Genomic DNA, 18,042 nt, shown 5'->3' with positions numbered 1-18,042 from the left:
ACTTGTACTGATAACTTGTTCACAAATAGCTTACTTACTCGCGCAGGCACAACGTAAATGTTTGATAAAGGCAGTCCTCAATACAAACGCATCACCCAATCATTGGCGATTGGTTCATTTATCATTTTCTGTAACCTTTACCTCTTTCAGCCTATCTTGCCGCACATGGCGGAGCACTTCCAAGTATCTGAAACTCAGATCAACTGGCTGTTTGCCGCGACAACACTTGGGCTTTCCATCAGCTTGGTGCCTTGGGCAATCGCTTCTGAAACCTTTGGTCGAAAACCTATTATCCTATTCAGTCTGTTCGCTATTCCTTTGATTGGATTGAGCATGGTGTTCACAACCACTCTACTGCAACTTGTTATTGCCAGAGCATTAATGGGAATCGCAGTCGCTGCTTTTGCAGGCGTGGCGGTTGCCTATATGGTCGAAGAGTTATCACCCAAAGCATTTGCAGTCGCGATCGGTGGTTATATTGCAGCCAACTCATTGGGTGGAATTTTCGGACGTGTATTGGGTGGCTTGATTACGGATTATTTTGACTGGCACGCAACGGTTTTGTTTTTCGTGGTCGGCTCCTTAATCGGCGCTCTCTATATTGCGTATAGTCTGCCTGACCAACAAAACTTCAAACCTCAACAAGGGTTGTTCTTTCATCATAACCGCTCGGTTGTGATGCACTTAAGAAACCGTACCTTGTGGCTCGCGATGTTGATTGGTGGCGCTAACTTCGCGCTATTCGTTAACCTGTATTCAGTAATGGGCTTTAGGTTGGTATCCGAACCTCACTCAGTGCCTGTGGGCTTAGCTTCACTGATATTCCTATGTTACTTGGCCGGTACGGTAAGCTCTAAGCTCTCCAACAAATGGACACTTCGCTTTGACCCGTTAAACGGTATATTGATGGGCGTGTGTATTAGCTTAATCGGAATGTTGGTTTCTGCCGTCGACAAAGTCCCATTCATGTTAGCTGGGTTGTTATTGATCAGTGGCGGAGCTTTTTTCGCCCATACCCTAGCCTATTCTTGGGTAAGTCAAAAAGCATCGAGCGCGAAAGCGACAGCAACCGCACTTTACTTAGTTCACTATTACATAGGCGGGAGCTTAGGTGGTTTCTTACTCTTATATTGTTGGCAGTTGTTCGGTTGGAATGGTGTTATCGCCGGTGGTTCTATCTTCTATGTTGCGATATTTGCTTGGGTCTACCAGTTAAAACAACTTCAAGGATCAACCTCGAAGCTAGCTGAAGCTTAAGTAACACAAGTTGTCTGATTGAATTAGTGCTTTTGATTAACGTCCGTTCTGATATCCTACGCAAAATTTCATTTCGGAACCTGTTATGTCGAACACTCAAAGCACAGACCTTCAAACCATCCACGACCAAGTAAAACAATGGTTAGACGATGTCGTTATTGGCCTAAACCTGTGTCCATTCGCAGCCAAACCACAACGTAATAAACAGATTAAGATCTTTGTGAGTGAAGCGAATACGGAAGAAGCGTTGTTGGAAGACATCATGACGCATTTCGTAGAGTTAGATAACACACCAGTCGCTGAATTGGAGACGACGTTGGTGGTTGTGCCTAACATGCTGCAAGATTTCTTCGACTACAACATGTTCATTGATTGGATTGAAGCGCTGATTAAGCAGGAAGACTGGGAAGGCGTTTATCAAGTAGCGACGTTCCACCCAGACTATTGCTTTGGTGGTGCGGATCCAGAAGACGATGAAAATCTTACTAACCGCTCTCCGTATCCGGTTTACCATTTGATTCGTGAAGCGAGTATGGAAAAAGTGTTGAAGCACTACCCCAACCCTGAAGCGATTCCTGATACCAACATCGCGAGAGTTGAATCTTTAACACCCGAAGAGCGTCGTAAGTTGTTCCCTTATCTATTCAGTTAAGAACTAACCTTTGAGCTTTAAGAGCTGACAGCTTCAACTTACGAGTCTGAGTGTTCTTGATGATATGGGCGAGATATAAACTGATCTCGTCCATTTTGTTTAGCAATGTACAGGCATTCATCGGCAACTTTGATTAGCGAGTCTAATGCCGACATTCTCTCCCCTTTGCTATCTCCAGTACTCAACTCAAAATGACACGCACCGATTGATATGGTGATAGGCTTACTATCTAGTGTGATTTTCTTCATTTCTTGTAAAAGAGTCATGAACTTATCTTCAACACCACTTGGTGTACTATTTGGATACCAAAGAATGAACTCTTCACCACCAAAACGCGCCACAAACTCTCCATCTTGAATATTATTGCGCAGAACGTTTGCCACTTTCTTTAAAACAACGTCACCCATTTGGTGACCGTAAGTGTCATTAACGACCTTAAAGAAATCGATGTCTACGACGGCTAGTGTCCCTTTACCTAGAGAGCCTTTTAACTGCTCCACTTCTGCATTCAACGTTTTGAACAAGCAACGTCGATTCGGCAAGTGTGTAAGAGGATCGTACAAAGCTTGATATTCAAGTTTTTCATTTAACTCTGTCAGTTTACGTTCTTGCTGTCTTCTCACCAGTTCCACTTCAATCCATGACGCCATTAACCGCATAACGTCGATATCGAACTCTTTAAACTCGCGATGATAGGGAGCTGGGCTTGAAAAGTTTAAGGTGCCATAAAGCTCATCATTGACGAAAATCGGGATACCAATATAAGACTCTAGCCCAAAAGATTGGTAGGCAGGATGTGTCGCATACTTATCATGTTTACCGCAATGCTCAATACAAATAGGGCCAACAGATTTGCACGTAATCTCACAATAGGTCGAACTATAGTCGAAGATATCGCCACTATTGAGCTCAACCCCTTCAGGTGTGACAGAGTGTTCAACTAAGTAAGTATTACCCTCGACTTTCGATAAGATACCAATATCAAGGTTGAAGCGTTCAAGCCCCATGATAAGCAGCTGAGCGATCTGAATATCGAACCCTTTTCGATAATCATTGGTGATTTGATACAAACGACGTATAACAACTTCACTTTCATTAGCTTGGTGCATAACTGTGATCCTACGACGGAGAACTGATTGGCAATATTACGTGTGGCCTACTGTAAATTATATATTAATCAATTAGTTTTTATGCAAGATACCTCATTAAACCAATGAATAAAAGTCGACTTTGCGTTAGCACCCTATTCCCAGCTTTGGTAAAATACCCCATTAACGAAACAGAATGGATAGGAAAATGAACCTTTCTCAACTAAGCCAAGAAATCTACGATCACCTTTACCGCGACATTGAAGAGTTCCGCAGTACTTTTGATCTGCCTGTTGCTGCTCCTGAAACAATGGACGAAAAAGGCGATACGCTACACACATCTCTAGCGATCGAAGAACTAACAGAACTTGCAGAAGCTGACTCTAAAATCGAACAAGCGGACGCTATTGTAGACAGCGTTTATGTTTTGATGGGACGTTTAGTTCACCTTGGCCAAGCTAAGGTAGAAGACAACCTAGCAATCAGCTACCTGATCGACCTACTGCTGAATGTTTCTAAAAACCGCTCAATCGACTTTCTGCCTTGTTGGGACGAAGTACACTCAAGCAACATGAGTAAAGTGTGCCGTAACGAAACAGAATACGCAGAAACTGAAGCTTTCTATGCTGAGCAGAACATCAAACTGATGGCGGTTCAAAAAGGCGAATACATCATCGCTAAGTGTGCGGAAGATTTCGTATCTGAAGGCAAGACAGTTCGCCAAGGTAAAGTACTAAAATCAGTACACTACCGCCCTGCGAACCTTGAGCCTCTAACGGCTTAACACTGGTTATCTAAACCGATCAGCGCACCAAAATAGCAAACGCCACGTTTAAATAACGTGGCGTTTTATTATCTGTCAGTGATTTCAAACTGTGTGCTAATTGCAGCTGAGTGTTAATTGTAGCTGAATACTATACCAGTCGTGCCATGTGATAAGCCGCCACATATTCGCCATTTCTGAAAGCGAACCCAGCCGACTCTCCTTCAATAACAAAACCGAATTTCTTGTAGAGACTGATCGCTCTTTCGTTATCGGTGTACACCGTTAGCTCCAGTCGTTTGATGTTAATCCAGTTATCACACAAGTCGATCGCGGTCGCGAGCAGTTGACTACCGACACCTTTGCCTAATACATCGTCTTTAACACCCATACCGAATGAAGCAACATGACGCCTTCTCGGGTTTACACACACTTCCATTCCCAAATTACCAACAATCTCATCGTCGATCATCGCGACATACGAGTACACGTTGTCGGGCATATTTGAGATTCGTTTCTGCCAGCTTTCCAGAGATGGATTTGGGAGTTGCAGCGTACCGGTATAAGCGTTTGTGCATTCGTAAACTTCTTTGATTCCCTTTGCATCTGACGGTTCAGACCGTCTCACTATAATACTCATCGCAACTCCTACTATTTTCATCGCTAAATATGAAACACATCCTTAATGTGCACCTAGACACACTATCAAATAGTAAATATTTAACAATAGGTTAGATAAAATTGTTTTTATTAAATCTTATATAGAGTTGAGATATAGGTGTACTTAAAAGAATGCAGCTCACTCGATTTAAGTCTTACCATCTTGTACCTCGAAGGAAGAACCAAATCTTACGCTTTAGGAAGGCTCATAAAAAGACCAGAGCATCATGCTTCTGGTCTTTTTATGAATCATAACGTCAATCAGAACTCAGTTTCTGAGTCACTTTTCTCTAAGCTAATGACATTCAAAACTGCAAATGCAGAGGCTAGGAATAAGCCTAGTATCCAAACAAAATACCACATGAGAAACTCCTTAATACAGTGAATGGCCGTTGCGTTCGACATACTCGTTGTCGAGTCGTCCAAACATGGTTCGATAACTGAACGCGGTATAACACAGAATGATGGGCACCATCACAAATGCTACGCCTGTCATGATGTTCAAGGTCAGTTCGCTTGATGTCGAATCCCAAAGGGTTAAGCTATGGCTTGGGTTAACGCTAGACGGAATAATGAATGGGAACATCGCGAAACCAGCGGTTAAAATGATGCAAGCGTTAGTCAGGCTGGAACTAATAAAAGAAATCGCATCCCATTTCAACCTTGCGCCAATCAAAGCCAGCAATGGAATGGTCACGCTGCCGATCGGTGCAAACCACATCCAAGGGTACGTATCGAAGTTGGTTAACCAAGCGCCTGCTTGTGTGACGACTTCTTTGTTCAAGGGATTCGAAGCCGAGCTATGATCCATCGCACTGACTATCAGATACCCGTCAATATGGTTTATCGCCATACAGCCAATCACCATAAGGAAAGCGATAAGTACCGCACTCACCTGCGCAACCAATCTTACCTTGTTGTATAGCGCATCTGTCGTTTTCATCATCAGCCAAGCACTGCCTTGCAACAACGCCATCAATAAACCAACGAAGCCACACAACAGAGCAAACGGATTAAGCAAATCAACAAACGATCCGTGGTACTCAACCATGAGTAAACTATTGAGCGAGAATGGAAGCCCTTGCATCAAGTTGCCAAACGCGACACCAAATAAAATCGGCGGAAAAAAGCCTGAAAACGAAATCGCTAAATCACACACTTTTCGCCATTGGTCGTTATCTATCTTGGCTCGGTACTCAAGTGCAAGAGGACGCAGCCACAATGAGATAAGAGCCAAGTACATCGCAACATATAAGCTTGAAAACGATGTCGCATACACTAACGGCCAAGCCGCAAACAAAGCGCCACCTGCGGTAATTAACCACACCTGGTTGCCGTCCCAATGGGGTGCAATGGAGTTAATCATCACTCGTCTTTCAGAGTTGGTTTTACCGATAAACGGTAACAACGCTCCTACTCCCATATCAAAGCCATCGGTGATCATAAAACCAATCAGCAACACACCGATTAGCACCCACCAAATTAAACGTAATGTGTCATATTCGAACATGAGTCAGTCACCTTATTGTTGAACTTGTTGTGCCAATTTGGCTTCAAGTGATGTTGTTTGTTCATAGTGATAGCGCCCCGTTTTCAAACTGCTTGGGCCTTTTTTAGCGACGGTAATCATCAAGTAACTTTCAACAATGATGAAGACCGTATAGAGGCCAATAATTAGCGCGAGAGACGTAAGTAAGTTTTCAACGGTTTGCGAAGAAGCCGCGACCGCAACAGGGAGGATTTCACCCACCGCCCATGGCTGACGACCATACTCCGCAACAAACCAACCTGCTTCAATTGCCACCCAAGGTAATGGAATTGACCAAAGTGCCGCCTTCAATAACCAAGGCTTTTGAGTGATGTTTTTACGATAGGTTTGTAAGAAAGCCGCGCCAAAGACAAATAACATAATGAAGCCACAACCCACCATGATTCTGAATGACCAGAACAGAGGCCACACAGTTGGGATTGAATCATCGGCTGCTTGTTGGATTTGTTGTTCAGTAGCATCAGTCACGGTGTCTGTGTATCGCTTGAGCAATAAGCCGTAGCCAAGGTCGTGCTTGGTTTGATCGAAAGCTTGCTCTGTCTCATGTGAGGTATCGCCAGATCGCAAACGCTCTAGCAATTCATAAGCAATAATACCGTTTCGAATACGCACTAAATGTTGATCACGCAAGTCATGAAGCCCTGTCACTTGCTCGTCCAAAGATCGCGTTGCAATAATCCCCATCACATAGGGAATTTTCACAGCAAAGTCGGTTTTGCCTTCTTCTTGATTTGGTAATCCAAACAAGGTAAACGCCGCAGGTGCCGGTTCGGTGTGCCATTCAGCTTCAATCGCTGCGAGTTTTACTTTTTGGACGTCACCCAGTTCATAGCCCGACTCATCACCTAATACGATCACCGATATGATAGAAGCAATGCCGAACGAAGCTGCGACAGCAAACGAACGTTTTGCAAAAGCAACGTCACGACCTTTAAGCAAGTAGTATGAACTCACGCCAAGGATAAACATCGCACCGCAGGTATAAGCCGAAGCGACTGTGTGTAAGAACTTAACTTGAGCAACTGGGTTGAGCACCACTTCGGCAAAGCTAGTCATTTCCATACGCATGGTTTGGTAATTAAACTCCGATCCAATCGGGTTTTGCATCCAACCGTTAGCAACCAGAATCCATAATGCAGAAAAGCTTGAGCCCAACGCGACCAGCCAAGTCACCATAAGGTGTTGGCGTTTGGACAGCCTTTCCCAACCGAAAAAGAACAGTCCAACAAAGGTGGATTCTAGGAAGAATGCAACAAGGGCTTCGATAGCAAGAGGAGCACCGAAAATATCGCCGACATAGTGAGAATAATAAGACCAGTTGGTGCCGAACTGGAACTCCATGGTTAATCCGGTCGTGACACCTAATGCGAAGTTAATACCAAAAAGTTTGCCCCAAAAGCGAGTCATGTCCTGATAGATTTGCTTACCGGTAAGCACATAGATCGACTCCATGATCGCCAATAAGCAAGACATACCAATAGTTAACGGGACAAAGAGAAAGTGAAACATAGCGGTTAGCGCAAACTGTAAACGCGACAATTCAACTACATCAAACATTTAAGCTCCAAACATCATAATGATGGATTTCATATTAAGAATTGGAGCGTATTTCAGCACAGTTTGAACAAACCAAACTAGAACAGATTGAATGTTAAAAAACAGAACAGGTTGAATTATCCGACGAGTGACAAGCTAGATTTCAAGTAAACATAGTCGAGGATCGACTAACGACTTAGGCTTGTGATTCCATGGTCTGAATCAAACTACCTAGTGTACGAATGGCTTCTGCTATTTTGTCGTCACAAGCGTACGAACAATTGAGACGAATATGATGAGAGAACTTTTTGTCGCTGCTGAATATAATTCCCGGCGCAACAGAGATGTTGTGTTCAAGTGCTTGCTCATAAAGCTTCTCAACACAAACAGAATGAGGCAACTCTATCCAAAGGAAGTAACCACCTTGGCTTTTATGCACCATCGCACTTGAAGGTAAGCTAGATTCTAACAATGCAATATGCGCCTTCTTCCTTTCATTCAAAAGCTTGCGAAGTTTTTTAAGATGGTTGTCATAACTATAAAACGTCAGGTAATGAGACAGTCCAAGTTGGATAGGAATACTGCTTGAGAGCGTCGAAAGGTGCTGCAATCTCTGAATCTTTAACGCTTGTTTCCTTGCAACTACCCAACCGATTCGAAAGCCGGGCGACAATGATTTGGAAAACGAACCGCACAGCATGATTTGCTCGCCGGTGTCATAGGCTTTAGCAGGCAATGAGCTTTGGTTGCCGACATGAAGTTCTCGATACACATCGTCTTCGATCATCGGGATCTTATGGTCATTCACTAACTCGGCGAGTCGCTGCTTGTTGTTATCACTCATCGAATAGCCAACAGGGTTTTGCGATTCTGTCATGAACCAACATGCTTTGATGTCCATTGAAGCGAACACCGACTCCAATACATCTAAATCGATACCGGTTTCAGGATCGGTCGGGATCTCAACAGCGGTAAGATTAAGCCTTTCAATGGTCTGTAACACACCGTAAAACGCAGGGTACTCTATCGCGACTAAGTCACCCGGTTCGGTACAGGATTGCAGGCATAAGTTAAGTGCTTCCATTGCCCCAGATGTGATCACAATATCGTCGGGCAATACATCTAGCCCACCAGTTTGATAACGTTGAGCGATTTGCCTGCGAAGTGTTTCACTGCCCGGAGGAAGATTAGTAAGCATGCTGTTATCGGGCATTTGGCGACTGGCATTGGCTAAACTGCGCGACAATGCTTGATGCGGAAACAAGGCAGGGTCTGGAAATGCCGAGCTGAGTGGAATGATGCTAGGGTCTTTGGCTCGTTGAAGCACATCGTAAAGCAGGTCACTGATTTTAACGGGATACGGCTTGATGGCTTTTTGTTGCGTGTGTTCTGAGGTGAATACATTTCTACGCGGTAACACGAAATAACCAGACTTAGGCTTTGAGCGCACATAGCCTTGGTCTTCAAGCTGTTGATAGGCCTGAAGTACCGTCTCGATACTGAGTTTGTAGCGCTTACACGCGTCTCTTATTGATGGGATCTTCTCACCACTAAGCCAGATGTTTTGTTCTATCTGATTCTTGATTGTATTGGCGAGTATCTGAGATTTTTTCATCAAAAAGTCTTTTCTATCTAATGTGTAAAATATTACTAAACCGTGAATATTCGAAGTACTCAGACATTCAGGTATAACAAAGCCCTACCCTAAACCCAATTACCTTCACGGTCGACTTGTTTATCTCTCCCATAAGAAAAGACACCACACTCATCAATCGAGTGTGGTGCCTTAATTACTGAGCTGCTTAGCTACTTAGTTTAGATTAACTAGCCGACTAGTTAGCTGGACGCCACACGCCCCATTGATCATTTTCGTAGGTCGCTTTAGGGTTTGTACCACCTTGAACCCACCATTGCGCTTTCCATGACTGGTTCGAGTAAGTCACGACTTCGCCACCAAGGTAAGTCGCTGATGAGTCCCACGTGCCATTGTCTGGGTCTGGAGTCGGATCAGGATCAGGCGTTGGATCTGGGTCTGGTGTTACACCACCGTCATCGGCAATTACTTCAAAAGTGAAGGTTTCAACACTGTCACTTTCAATAGAACTAGCCATGAATGACAAGGTTTCATTAGCTACTATACCAGTCGTATCTACGACAACTGACGCAGTGCCGTTATTTTGGATGCTTACAGCAGAACCTTGAGTTTGAGTTAATGTCGCCGCTTCACTTGTTGCAATCACAACTTTGTCGCCAGCATTCACTACGTTGTCACTCTTCACTAGCTCGTAGATGTCGCCTTTCAATGGTTCAACACCACCGTCGCCACCATCAATCAGCGTTAACTGACCAGAAGCACGGCTATCTTTTGAGTTGAAGAAGTTACGTGAAGGATCGTTTTGGAAATACATGTAGTGCTGCATTTCAGCGTGCCAGTCACCAATGAAGATCGCGCCATCTTTAAACTCTTCATGCCAGCCGTTAATCTCTGAAGCCAACAAACGAGCCCAATCGTTAACGTTTGAAGCGTCGATAACGATGTCGAAGCTACGCGCGACTTCACCGTACTTGTTGATGATGTCATATTTAACCGTATCACCAATTTCTGGCGTACCAAACCGGTCAGAAACAAACAGGTCGCCACGGACTAGATCAGGTTGAGGACCCGGCTCTGGTGGAGGAGTTGTTCCCCCCGCGATAGTGATGTCTGAACAGTTGTAGAAACCTTCACCCGCGGCATCGTCACGTTGCCAACGTACGTATAAGATTGCGTCGCCAGATCGGTCTGAAGGAATCGTTACGTTGATACGGTATTTGCCACCACTTACAGGAACATTCCCAACTTCTTGGATAAGATCTAAATCACCCCACGCTAGGCCTTTGCTCAGGTCGGCGTTTGGTTTTGTTAGATAGAACTCCCAGAATGACGGGTTGTGTGGTGCAGTCGCGTTGAATACATATTCAAATGTACCAGTGCTTAGCTCGGTGCGAGTCCAACCAGTATGAGGAGCACCCATGCCACGTTTTTGCGAATCATTGGCATAACACAAAGTGCCGTCTGGAATCGCAGCTTTCACAGCATTGATATTGTTGAAATCTTGGATATTTTTCGCATACTCGTTGCGTTGAACGAAAGGATATGACCCTGAAATCTCTTTTGCTTGAGCACACGCCGCATTTGGTGGCGTACCAGACCAAACTCCGCCTTGTTCATAACACGTATTCTGACGTGCACTTGGAAATTCAGACCAACCATGAGCGTTTGCTACTGATGGTACGCTGGATAGCATAGCCATCCCCACTGCTATTTTTAGAATATTATTATTTGCTGTTTTCACTTTCCCACTCTCTATTATTTTACCCCCGTATGCAATATTGATTGGACATTTACTAATCAAGATTGCAGTTCGAGGGTTTATAGTTTCTGACTTAAAGAACACGGAAAATATATACGTCATAACTATCAATAAAAGTGGGATTTATTTTGAAAGGAATCAGAGTCACACAACTCAAAGAAATGTGTTAGAGATAGATGATATTGCTTCGAATTATCGATTTTTACCGACACGAATTACGCATTCCCTAAGAAAATAGTTCATTAGGAAGGTATTTTTTTATTGAATCAATTGGAGTGAAACGCTCGCATAAATAATGATATTGAGTGCTTTTGATCATCATCAAAACGTTGTTGAGACTGTTGCAAAGTCGCTAAGTTACTAAGCGATTAAGCGTATACGTTTATAAATCGCTAAACCACTAAACGTTAGTTTGAAAGAGCTAAACTAATAGCGGCTATGCATACCAAAGCGATTCGACATATCATCGTCCATACGACCGCCCTTCCAACCGCCACCGCCCAACAAATTAAGTACATCACGCGCGTTATATTCCTCACCACCGAAGAAGTCATTAGACACATCATTACGCAGCAATTGAATGGCTGGAGCAATTTCAGCAGCAAGGTCTTGTGGATCAGCAAACAATGCTAAGGCAACCAGTTGTTGGCGCTTACTCAATTCACATGAACTCGTTTCTACTTGCCCAATAGAGAAAAAATCACTGCTTCCGTACGCTTTCACCAACTTTGCAGAAAGTGATTTGATTACTTTCTTGATTCGTCGTCGTTGAATATATCTAAACATAGAGATTGCCTTGTTTTGATGAGCCTAAATTAACCAAACAATAGGTAAGTTTGATTGTCGACCGAGATGCTTTTTACTTGCGTGTTAAATACGGATTCTAGCTGTTCAGGCACAAGCACTTGCTCTGCACTGCCTGATGCTTGTAGTACGCCCTTTTCGAGCAGCAGTACTTGGTCGGCATGCCTCAAGGTTCGGTTCAGGTCGTGGTTAGCCATAATAACCGCAATGCCCTTCTCAGCCACTCGTTCGATAAGCTTATACAGCAGCGCTTCTTGAGCAATATCCAACGGAGCTGCGGGTTCATCGAGGATCAGGAGCTTTGCGTAAGGATTAAGCGTCGGCCAAATTTGCAGACACATTCCCGCCAAGCGAACGCGTTGCCATTCACCACCAGACAAGGTTTGAATGGAGCGATGAAGTTTGTCTGTGATGTCCAGCATCTGGCTTATCTCTTCCAAAGCCGTGTTGATTTCAGTATCAAGGCCGTGCGATGAACTTGGCAGTGATAACGCAAGGTATTGGAACACTTCCAAGTTGAAGGCGGGTCTTGCACTTTGACACAGATAAGCACGGTGTAATGATAAGTCTTGTAACGACAACACAGATAAGTCTTGCCCATCGAGCTTGATATCACCTTTGTAGCCATCACCAACGCCAGATATCGCTTCTAGTAAGGTACTTTTGCCACTGCCATTAGGACCGATGACATGAGTCACCTGCCCTTGCTTGAGCTCAAATGATAATGGTAATAAACGAGCGCCGACGCTCAGGCTCTTAATTTGAATCATGATTTTTAATTAACATCCAAATGAAGATAGGCGCACCGATACTGGTGGTCATCACACCCAAAGGTAATTCTGCAGAATCGAGTAATGTACGCGCGCAAATATCAGCAAACACCAACAACGCAGCGCCAGCAACGGCAGACAAAGGAAGAAGGTATTTGTTATCAGTACCAATCGCTAAACGCAATAAGTGTGGCACAACCAAGCCAACAAAGCTGATCACGCCACCTAAAGCTACCGCGCAGCCGACTAAAATAGACACAGCGAAAATTAGACGCCAACGTAATCTCGGAACGTTCACGCCTAACTGCGCAGCATGGGTCTCGCCAATCATGAGTTTGTCTAGCTTGCTACCTTGCAGGCACAGCCAGATAATCACGGGGATCATTACTAAGGTGAGCGAGTGTTGGTACCAAGTGACGCCACCTAAGCTGCCCATCAGCCAATACATCAATAAGCGTAGGCTGAGGTCATCACTAAAATAGAACGCCCACGTCACCATCGCGCCAGAAAGAATGCCTAACGCAACACCCACCAGCAATAACTTGGCCGTAGTCAGTCGCATCGTTTTAACCATGCTCACTAGAATCACGGTAAAACAGAGTGACCCTAAAACGGCGGCAATCATGAACAGTTCTGGTGTAGGAGCAAACGGTAAGAAGAACAGCACGATCACCATCGCTAAGCTTGCACCACCAGAAATGCCGAGCACACCGGGCTCTGCTAATACGTTACCCAATAAGACTTGTAAGCTTGCGCCAGATACGGCTAACCCTGCCCCGATAGCAATAGCCGCCAATAGTCGAGGTAAGCGTAAATCAATCAGTAGTTTTTGTTCTAACGTGGACAAGGTGCCCAGAGGGGAAATGAAAAGATCGCCAACCATTAGGTAAATCGCACTCAGCGCGACAAGCAGTGCTGCCATCAGATAAATGGCTCGGGTCCATTTGCGCTGTTTTTGGTGAAGAAGTTGTTGGAAATCCATATCAAGCTACTTTGAAATTGTTCGCGTAACCTTACCTGTATCCCCAAATAAACTCAAGGCTCACACCGTAATGTGAACCTTGATATTTCAACCAGTTGAGCGGTTGTTTTCGTCGTTTAAACCCGAGTCGGTATTAATCGTACACAAGCTGACCGTGGTCGAATCGTGTTTCAACTTCGCACACCATTAAGGCCGCTCGTTGACCGATAGCAACGTTGCGATTTGGGAACACTACTGCTTCGTTTTCATTCTTCGCCATCAATGGCTTATCACCATCATGACCAAACACTTCACCGTGCTTGAACGCCGTAAAGTTTTCAACGGCATCAGAGAACATGAAATCAAAATCATCATGCAAACGAACAATGGTTCGGCTTACGCGATAAGTAATGGTTTTCTTTGGCAAATGCTCTGGTTCTATTTCAGCAATCAAATTGCGCATTGCCAAATCGAAAGCAGTTAACTTATCAAGCTGGTTCTCACCAATTCTTGCTACCTGCCCTAGCTCCATTGTCAGTGCTTGGGCTTCAAAGTTTTCAGCGCTGTACCAACTGAAAGTACTCGTTGGCGCATTGGATAACAACACCGCTTCAACGTGAGCACTGTTAATGAAATCGAACAAGGCTTTACTGCGAACTTCGTGTCGAACCTTAGGGCTTACGGCGAAAGAGTAATACTTAGACAAACGGATCGCACAGTGCAGATCTAAGTGCCAACGAGTGGCAGGCACCGTTTCCTTGTAAAACTCAGTAACCAAGTACTTAAGGTTCTTCGCGATGTCCACTTCTCGATTACTCTCGTACTGTTTTTCATCAAACAGACGGTTCATATTCACATCAAGAAAACGCGTATGCGCATTGGTCGCTTCTGGGTGAGCAATGATGAACAAACATCTTGCTGTCACGACTTGGAAGCCGGTTTCAATATCCTCAATGAGCTTATCAATCAGCTCCATTGGTGAAGTTTCGTCGCCATGAACACCTGTTGAAAAGATGATGTTCTTGGTCTCAGAATTATACTCTGCGGGAATCACTTCCAATACACCGCGTTGATGAAGCTTAATTTGAACACCGTTACTCAGTACGGTCTGTCCTGCAACCACTTCTTGCTCAAGATCTAGGCTGTCAAAAAGAAATGATTGGCGAAAGAGGGTTTTCGTCATGCGCTACTCCTTAATTGCACGGCCGTATGTTAATAAATTGTACATAGAAATTGTGTTGCTAGGATCGCACTTATCAATAGAAACTCCGTTATCACTCACAAATACTACCCATATATTTTTGTATTACCTGCTGACTTTACTAACCGACATCTGTTCCAAATAATTTCACCTATTTAGAACAACTTTTGGTTATCTCTGTTTATATCAGCAAGATAAGAGCCACGTAAGCTAACACAGCTCTTACCTACCATGAACAGATTGAGATCAATTAATCTTCCTGATCGAGCAATCTTTCAAATTCATCGATTTGAACTTTGACCATGTCGATGCTTTGTTGCCAAAAGTCAGCTTGAGTCAGGTCCATTCCCAAGTGTTTTTGAACGACTTCTTCCGCCATCATGCTGCCCGTATCACGAAGCAAGGAAACGTAATCACCGTAGAATTGTTCGCCCTTAGCATCGCGCTGAGCGTAAACACCTTTACTGAACAGGTAACCGAACAGGTATGGGTAGTTGTAGAAGCTCACTTGAGAGATGCTGAAGTGCAGTTTGCTTGCCCAGAAGTAAGGGTCGGCTTCTGTCATTGCATCGCCATACCACTCCTTCCAAGTGGTTTCCATCAAGTCACACAGCTGCTGAGCCGTTAGCTCACCTTTTTCACGCTGCTCATAGAAGGCTTTCTCAAACTCGAAACGTACTGGAATGTTTACCATCAAAGCGAGTGAAGAAGAAAGCTCTTCCCACAGCATTTCAAGTTTCTCATTGCGTGTTTGTGCTTGTTTTAACAAGTGGTCACGAACGATGTTTTCAGCAAAGATTGAAGCGGTTTCTGCTAGAGTCATTGGGTAGCGTGTTTGACACAACGGCATGTCCTTCATCACCCAGTTATGGAACGCATGGCCTAGCTCGTGCGCCAATGTCATTAAGTCTGAGCGGCTACCGCTCCATGTCATGAACACAAGAGGTGTACGTGTCGCAGCAAACTTGGTGCAGTACGCACCTAGACGTTTGTTGGCAGCTGGTGCGGCATCAATCCAGCCATTCTCAACCATCAAAGCGACGAAATCAGCCATCTCTGGATTTACTTCAGCGAACGCAGTTTTGATCACGTCGATCGCCTCATCAAATGGGTAAACCTGAGATTCAGCGTCACCAAGTGGTGGCATTGCTGCTAAATGATTCCAAGGCTTCATTTCATCGAGCCCGTGAACTCTTGCCATTAACAGACCTGCTTTCTGGCCTACTTCGCGATTTGCCTTTGCTACCGACATCATGGTGTCTAGCGTTTCAGGTACGATGCGGCTGGCGTGTAGGCTTGGATCAAGGAAATGTACGTCGCTTATTTTCGAGCGCTTTTTGTTTTCAGTCAGTCGCCAACCCGCCAATGCATTTAGAATCGAAGCAAAAGACTCTTGGTGCGTTTTCATAGCACCTTGAACCGCGCGCCATGCTGGTTCTTGTTTGTCGAATTCGCTGCCGTACAACAGGCTCGCGGCTTGTGAAAAGCCTAGGGCTTCCTCTTCACCGTCCAGCTTTAGCGACAGTTTTAAAGATCCGGTTAGGTTATCGTATAAACGACCCCACCCATCACGGCCATCGACTTTCATTGCTGCTAAAAGCTGCTCTTCAGCAACACTGAGTCGGCTGCTTGATAACTTACGCGAGCTTTCAATCGCAAAGCGTTGTCCTGCTACATCTGCGCTGTCATGCTCTAAAACTGCATCAATAAACTCTGGTTCTGCGTGGATTAGCGTGTCTTCATAGGGGCTGAACGCTTGAGACATTTCAGAGTTCAGCTTCGCAACTCGACCAAGCAGTGCTTTGGCTTCTGTGTGTGTCGCGTCTACCGATGCGTGGCAGTTAGCGAAGGTGTTGATCGTGCTCAGTAACGTGCCTGCCGCTTCAGAAGTTTGAATGGCGTTTTGCATCGCTAGGATAATATGACGCTTTTCAACGTGTAGGTACAACAGCTCAATGCACTGCTGGATGAGTTCAATGTCCTGTTCGATTTTTGCATCATTAAGATCGCGATAAGCAATGCTTAGATCCCAACTCGGTGTTGTCATGACTAAATTCCTTTCACGTAGGTAGTAATACCAATCTGGTATAGCGGCTGTAAACGCCGCTTTATATTTCGATTCTTATTTCTGTTTCTATTTACAGATCTAATAGATTGTTAATTCTTAAACTGTGTATTTTTAACACTCAGAGAACAGGTAGCCCTATCGATTTAACGCTGATAAAACTCTGCGCAAACTGAGTGATTTGAATATGAGTTATCGACGCGTTTTCTATCGATAGCTTCGAGTACAAACTCGGATTTTTCCAATCAATATCAAGACAATGTGCTAACAGAATGCGAATCACACCACCATGGGTAACCAACAATATATTGTCACTTGGATCATTCAAAAGTTGCGACCAAGCTTGAGTTACTCTGTTATGGAAGCTCTGTAAACTTTCCGCGCCAGTCAGTTGATGGTTTGCGGGATCTTGCCAGAAGGTGTCTAACATCGCCCACTTGTCTTCAAGTTCATCAAATGCGACCCCGTCAACCTCACCAAAATTCATTTCTTGGAAATCTGGTGCAACAGACAGAGGCACCGACATGCGTTGTGCAAACAAGCTCGCGAGATCACCACATCGTCTGAGTGGCGAGGAAACCAAGCAATCAAAGGCAATATCTTGTTTTATCAGCGCCCCACATATCCGTTCTTGAAGATCAGGATTAACCAACACATCAGATGAACCATTAAGTGCCGCTTCGCCTTCGACTTTGCCATGTCTTAGTAGATAGATGTTTTTGGTTGTTCCATTTTCCATTTGTTCAACTAACCTTTGATACCAATCTAATTATGAGTCGAGCTTTGAGTCAAATAGCTCGACGGCTTTAAGCTCAATGGTAATCCTGCAGCAACCAGCGTAACGCGTTCAACGACGCGAGCTAGCGCTTGGTTCATGCGACCCGCATTGTCGACAAATAGGCGCGACACTTTACCTAACGGCACCACACCTAAACCGACTTCGTTAGACACCATGATAATTTGCGCCGGGCTTTGCTCTACGCTTTTCACTAAAACTTCGACCACGGCCTCAACCTGTTCATTGGTCGCATCATCACCCAACTCAAAAATAATGTTGTTCAACCACAAAGTTAAGCAGTCAATCATCACCACATCGTTTTGATCAAAAGACTGCAGTTTTTCGGCTAATTCAACAGGGGCTTCATGCTCAATCCACAGCTCACCACGACGTTGTTGATGATGCGCAATTCTCTCACGCATTTCGTCGTCCAAATAAGTGGCCGTCGCAATATAGTTGAGGCGTCCATTTGAACATGCTTCAAGCGCACATAATGCCTGTTGTTCTGCAAAACTAGACTTACCAGAACGAGCCCCACCCAATACCAGATGGCTATTTCGCTGACTTACTTGATTAATTTGATTAGCTTGATTCGTGTTTGTCAT

Annotated in this window: 17 protein-coding genes; 3 read left to right on the top strand and 14 right to left on the bottom strand. The window is 44.5% G+C overall.

Annotated elements, in window-relative coordinates:
• Positions 1-57: 57 nt before the first annotated feature.
• Both ACED59_RS06950 and ACED59_RS06945 read left to right on the top strand, forming a co-directional pair.
• Positions 58-1,257, top strand: coding sequence for an MFS transporter (locus ACED59_RS06950; protein ID WP_017096947.1), 1,200 nt, complete (start codon positions 58-60; stop codon positions 1,255-1,257).
• Between the two features lie 85 nt (positions 1,258-1,342).
• Positions 1,343-1,909: a DUF1415 domain-containing protein gene (locus tag ACED59_RS06945; protein ID WP_017096948.1), complete on the top strand. Its 567-nt coding sequence runs from the start codon at positions 1,343-1,345 to the stop codon at positions 1,907-1,909.
• A gap of 38 nt (positions 1,910-1,947) precedes the next feature.
• On the opposite strand, the gene ACED59_RS06940 is transcribed toward ACED59_RS06945, so the two are convergent.
• A complete protein-coding gene (locus ACED59_RS06940; protein WP_017096949.1) occupies positions 1,948-3,018 on the bottom strand; it encodes a diguanylate cyclase in 1,071 nt (356 codons plus the stop codon).
• Positions 3,019-3,205: 187 nt separating this feature from the next.
• Between ACED59_RS06940 and ACED59_RS06935 the strand changes: the two genes are divergently transcribed.
• Entirely contained in the window at positions 3,206-3,781 is a 576-nt protein-coding gene (locus ACED59_RS06935; protein ID WP_017059167.1) for a nucleoside triphosphate pyrophosphohydrolase family protein, read from the top strand.
• 130 nt (positions 3,782-3,911) lie between these two features.
• Here ACED59_RS06935 and ACED59_RS06930 read toward each other — a convergent pair whose 3' ends face one another.
• The 13 genes from ACED59_RS06930 to cobU form a co-directional block, all read right to left on the bottom strand.
• A complete protein-coding gene (locus ACED59_RS06930; RefSeq protein ID WP_017109820.1) occupies positions 3,912-4,400 on the bottom strand; it encodes a GNAT family N-acetyltransferase in 489 nt (162 codons plus the stop codon).
• Positions 4,401-4,681: 281 nt separating this feature from the next.
• Positions 4,682-4,783 carry a cytochrome bd-I oxidase subunit CydX gene (gene cydX / locus ACED59_RS06925; RefSeq protein WP_004734907.1) on the bottom strand — a complete coding sequence of 34 codons (102 nt, stop codon included), beginning with the start codon at positions 4,781-4,783 and terminating at the stop codon, positions 4,682-4,684.
• 10 nt (positions 4,784-4,793) lie between these two features.
• On the bottom strand, positions 4,794-5,930 hold the full coding sequence (cydB, locus tag ACED59_RS06920) for a cytochrome d ubiquinol oxidase subunit II (protein WP_017096950.1): 1,137 nt from the start codon (positions 5,928-5,930) through the stop codon (positions 4,794-4,796).
• Between the two features lie 12 nt (positions 5,931-5,942).
• The gene (locus tag ACED59_RS06915; RefSeq protein ID WP_017096951.1) at positions 5,943-7,526 is read right to left on the bottom strand and encodes a cytochrome ubiquinol oxidase subunit I; all 1,584 of its coding nucleotides are present in this window, start codon (positions 7,524-7,526) and stop codon (positions 5,943-5,945) included.
• A 175-nt stretch (positions 7,527-7,701) separates the two neighbouring features.
• Positions 7,702-9,120, bottom strand: a complete 1,419-nt coding sequence (locus tag ACED59_RS06910; RefSeq protein WP_029223810.1) for a PLP-dependent aminotransferase family protein — start codon at positions 9,118-9,120, stop codon at positions 7,702-7,704.
• Positions 9,121-9,337: 217 nt separating this feature from the next.
• The gene (locus ACED59_RS06905; protein WP_371704818.1) at positions 9,338-10,792 is read right to left on the bottom strand and encodes a lytic polysaccharide monooxygenase; all 1,455 of its coding nucleotides are present in this window, start codon (positions 10,790-10,792) and stop codon (positions 9,338-9,340) included.
• 492 nt (positions 10,793-11,284) lie between these two features.
• On the bottom strand, positions 11,285-11,644 hold the full coding sequence (locus tag ACED59_RS06900) for a DUF6559 family protein (protein ID WP_017096953.1): 360 nt from the start codon (positions 11,642-11,644) through the stop codon (positions 11,285-11,287).
• Positions 11,645-11,673: 29 nt separating this feature from the next.
• On the bottom strand, positions 11,674-12,432 hold the full coding sequence (gene btuD / locus ACED59_RS06895; protein WP_017096954.1) for a vitamin B12 ABC transporter ATP-binding protein BtuD: 759 nt from the start codon (positions 12,430-12,432) through the stop codon (positions 11,674-11,676).
• Entirely contained in the window at positions 12,419-13,414 is a 996-nt protein-coding gene (gene btuC / locus ACED59_RS06890; protein WP_017096955.1) for a vitamin B12 ABC transporter permease BtuC, read from the bottom strand. Before btuC ends, btuD begins: the two co-directional genes overlap by 14 nt.
• 133 nt (positions 13,415-13,547) lie before the next feature.
• Positions 13,548-14,576 (bottom strand): succinylglutamate desuccinylase, encoded by a 1,029-nt coding sequence (locus tag ACED59_RS06885; RefSeq protein WP_017096956.1) that lies wholly within the window; start codon positions 14,574-14,576, stop codon positions 13,548-13,550.
• A 268-nt stretch (positions 14,577-14,844) separates the two neighbouring features.
• Entirely contained in the window at positions 14,845-16,641 is a 1,797-nt protein-coding gene (locus tag ACED59_RS06880; RefSeq protein WP_017096957.1) for a M3 family oligoendopeptidase, read from the bottom strand.
• 139 nt (positions 16,642-16,780) lie between these two features.
• Positions 16,781-17,398, bottom strand: coding sequence for an alpha-ribazole phosphatase family protein (cobC, locus tag ACED59_RS06875; protein ID WP_017096958.1), 618 nt, complete (start codon positions 17,396-17,398; stop codon positions 16,781-16,783).
• Positions 17,399-17,424: 26 nt separating this feature from the next.
• Positions 17,425-18,042 (bottom strand): bifunctional adenosylcobinamide kinase/adenosylcobinamide-phosphate guanylyltransferase, encoded by a 618-nt coding sequence (gene cobU, locus ACED59_RS06870; protein ID WP_012604127.1) that lies wholly within the window; start codon positions 18,040-18,042, stop codon positions 17,425-17,427.

Origin of the sequence: Vibrio sp. FF266 (assembly GCF_041439695.1) — a bacterium.
GTDB classification, from domain to species: domain Bacteria; phylum Pseudomonadota; class Gammaproteobacteria; order Enterobacterales; family Vibrionaceae; genus Vibrio; species Vibrio tasmaniensis_A.
This window is presented reverse-complemented; position numbering and strand designations above follow the sequence as displayed.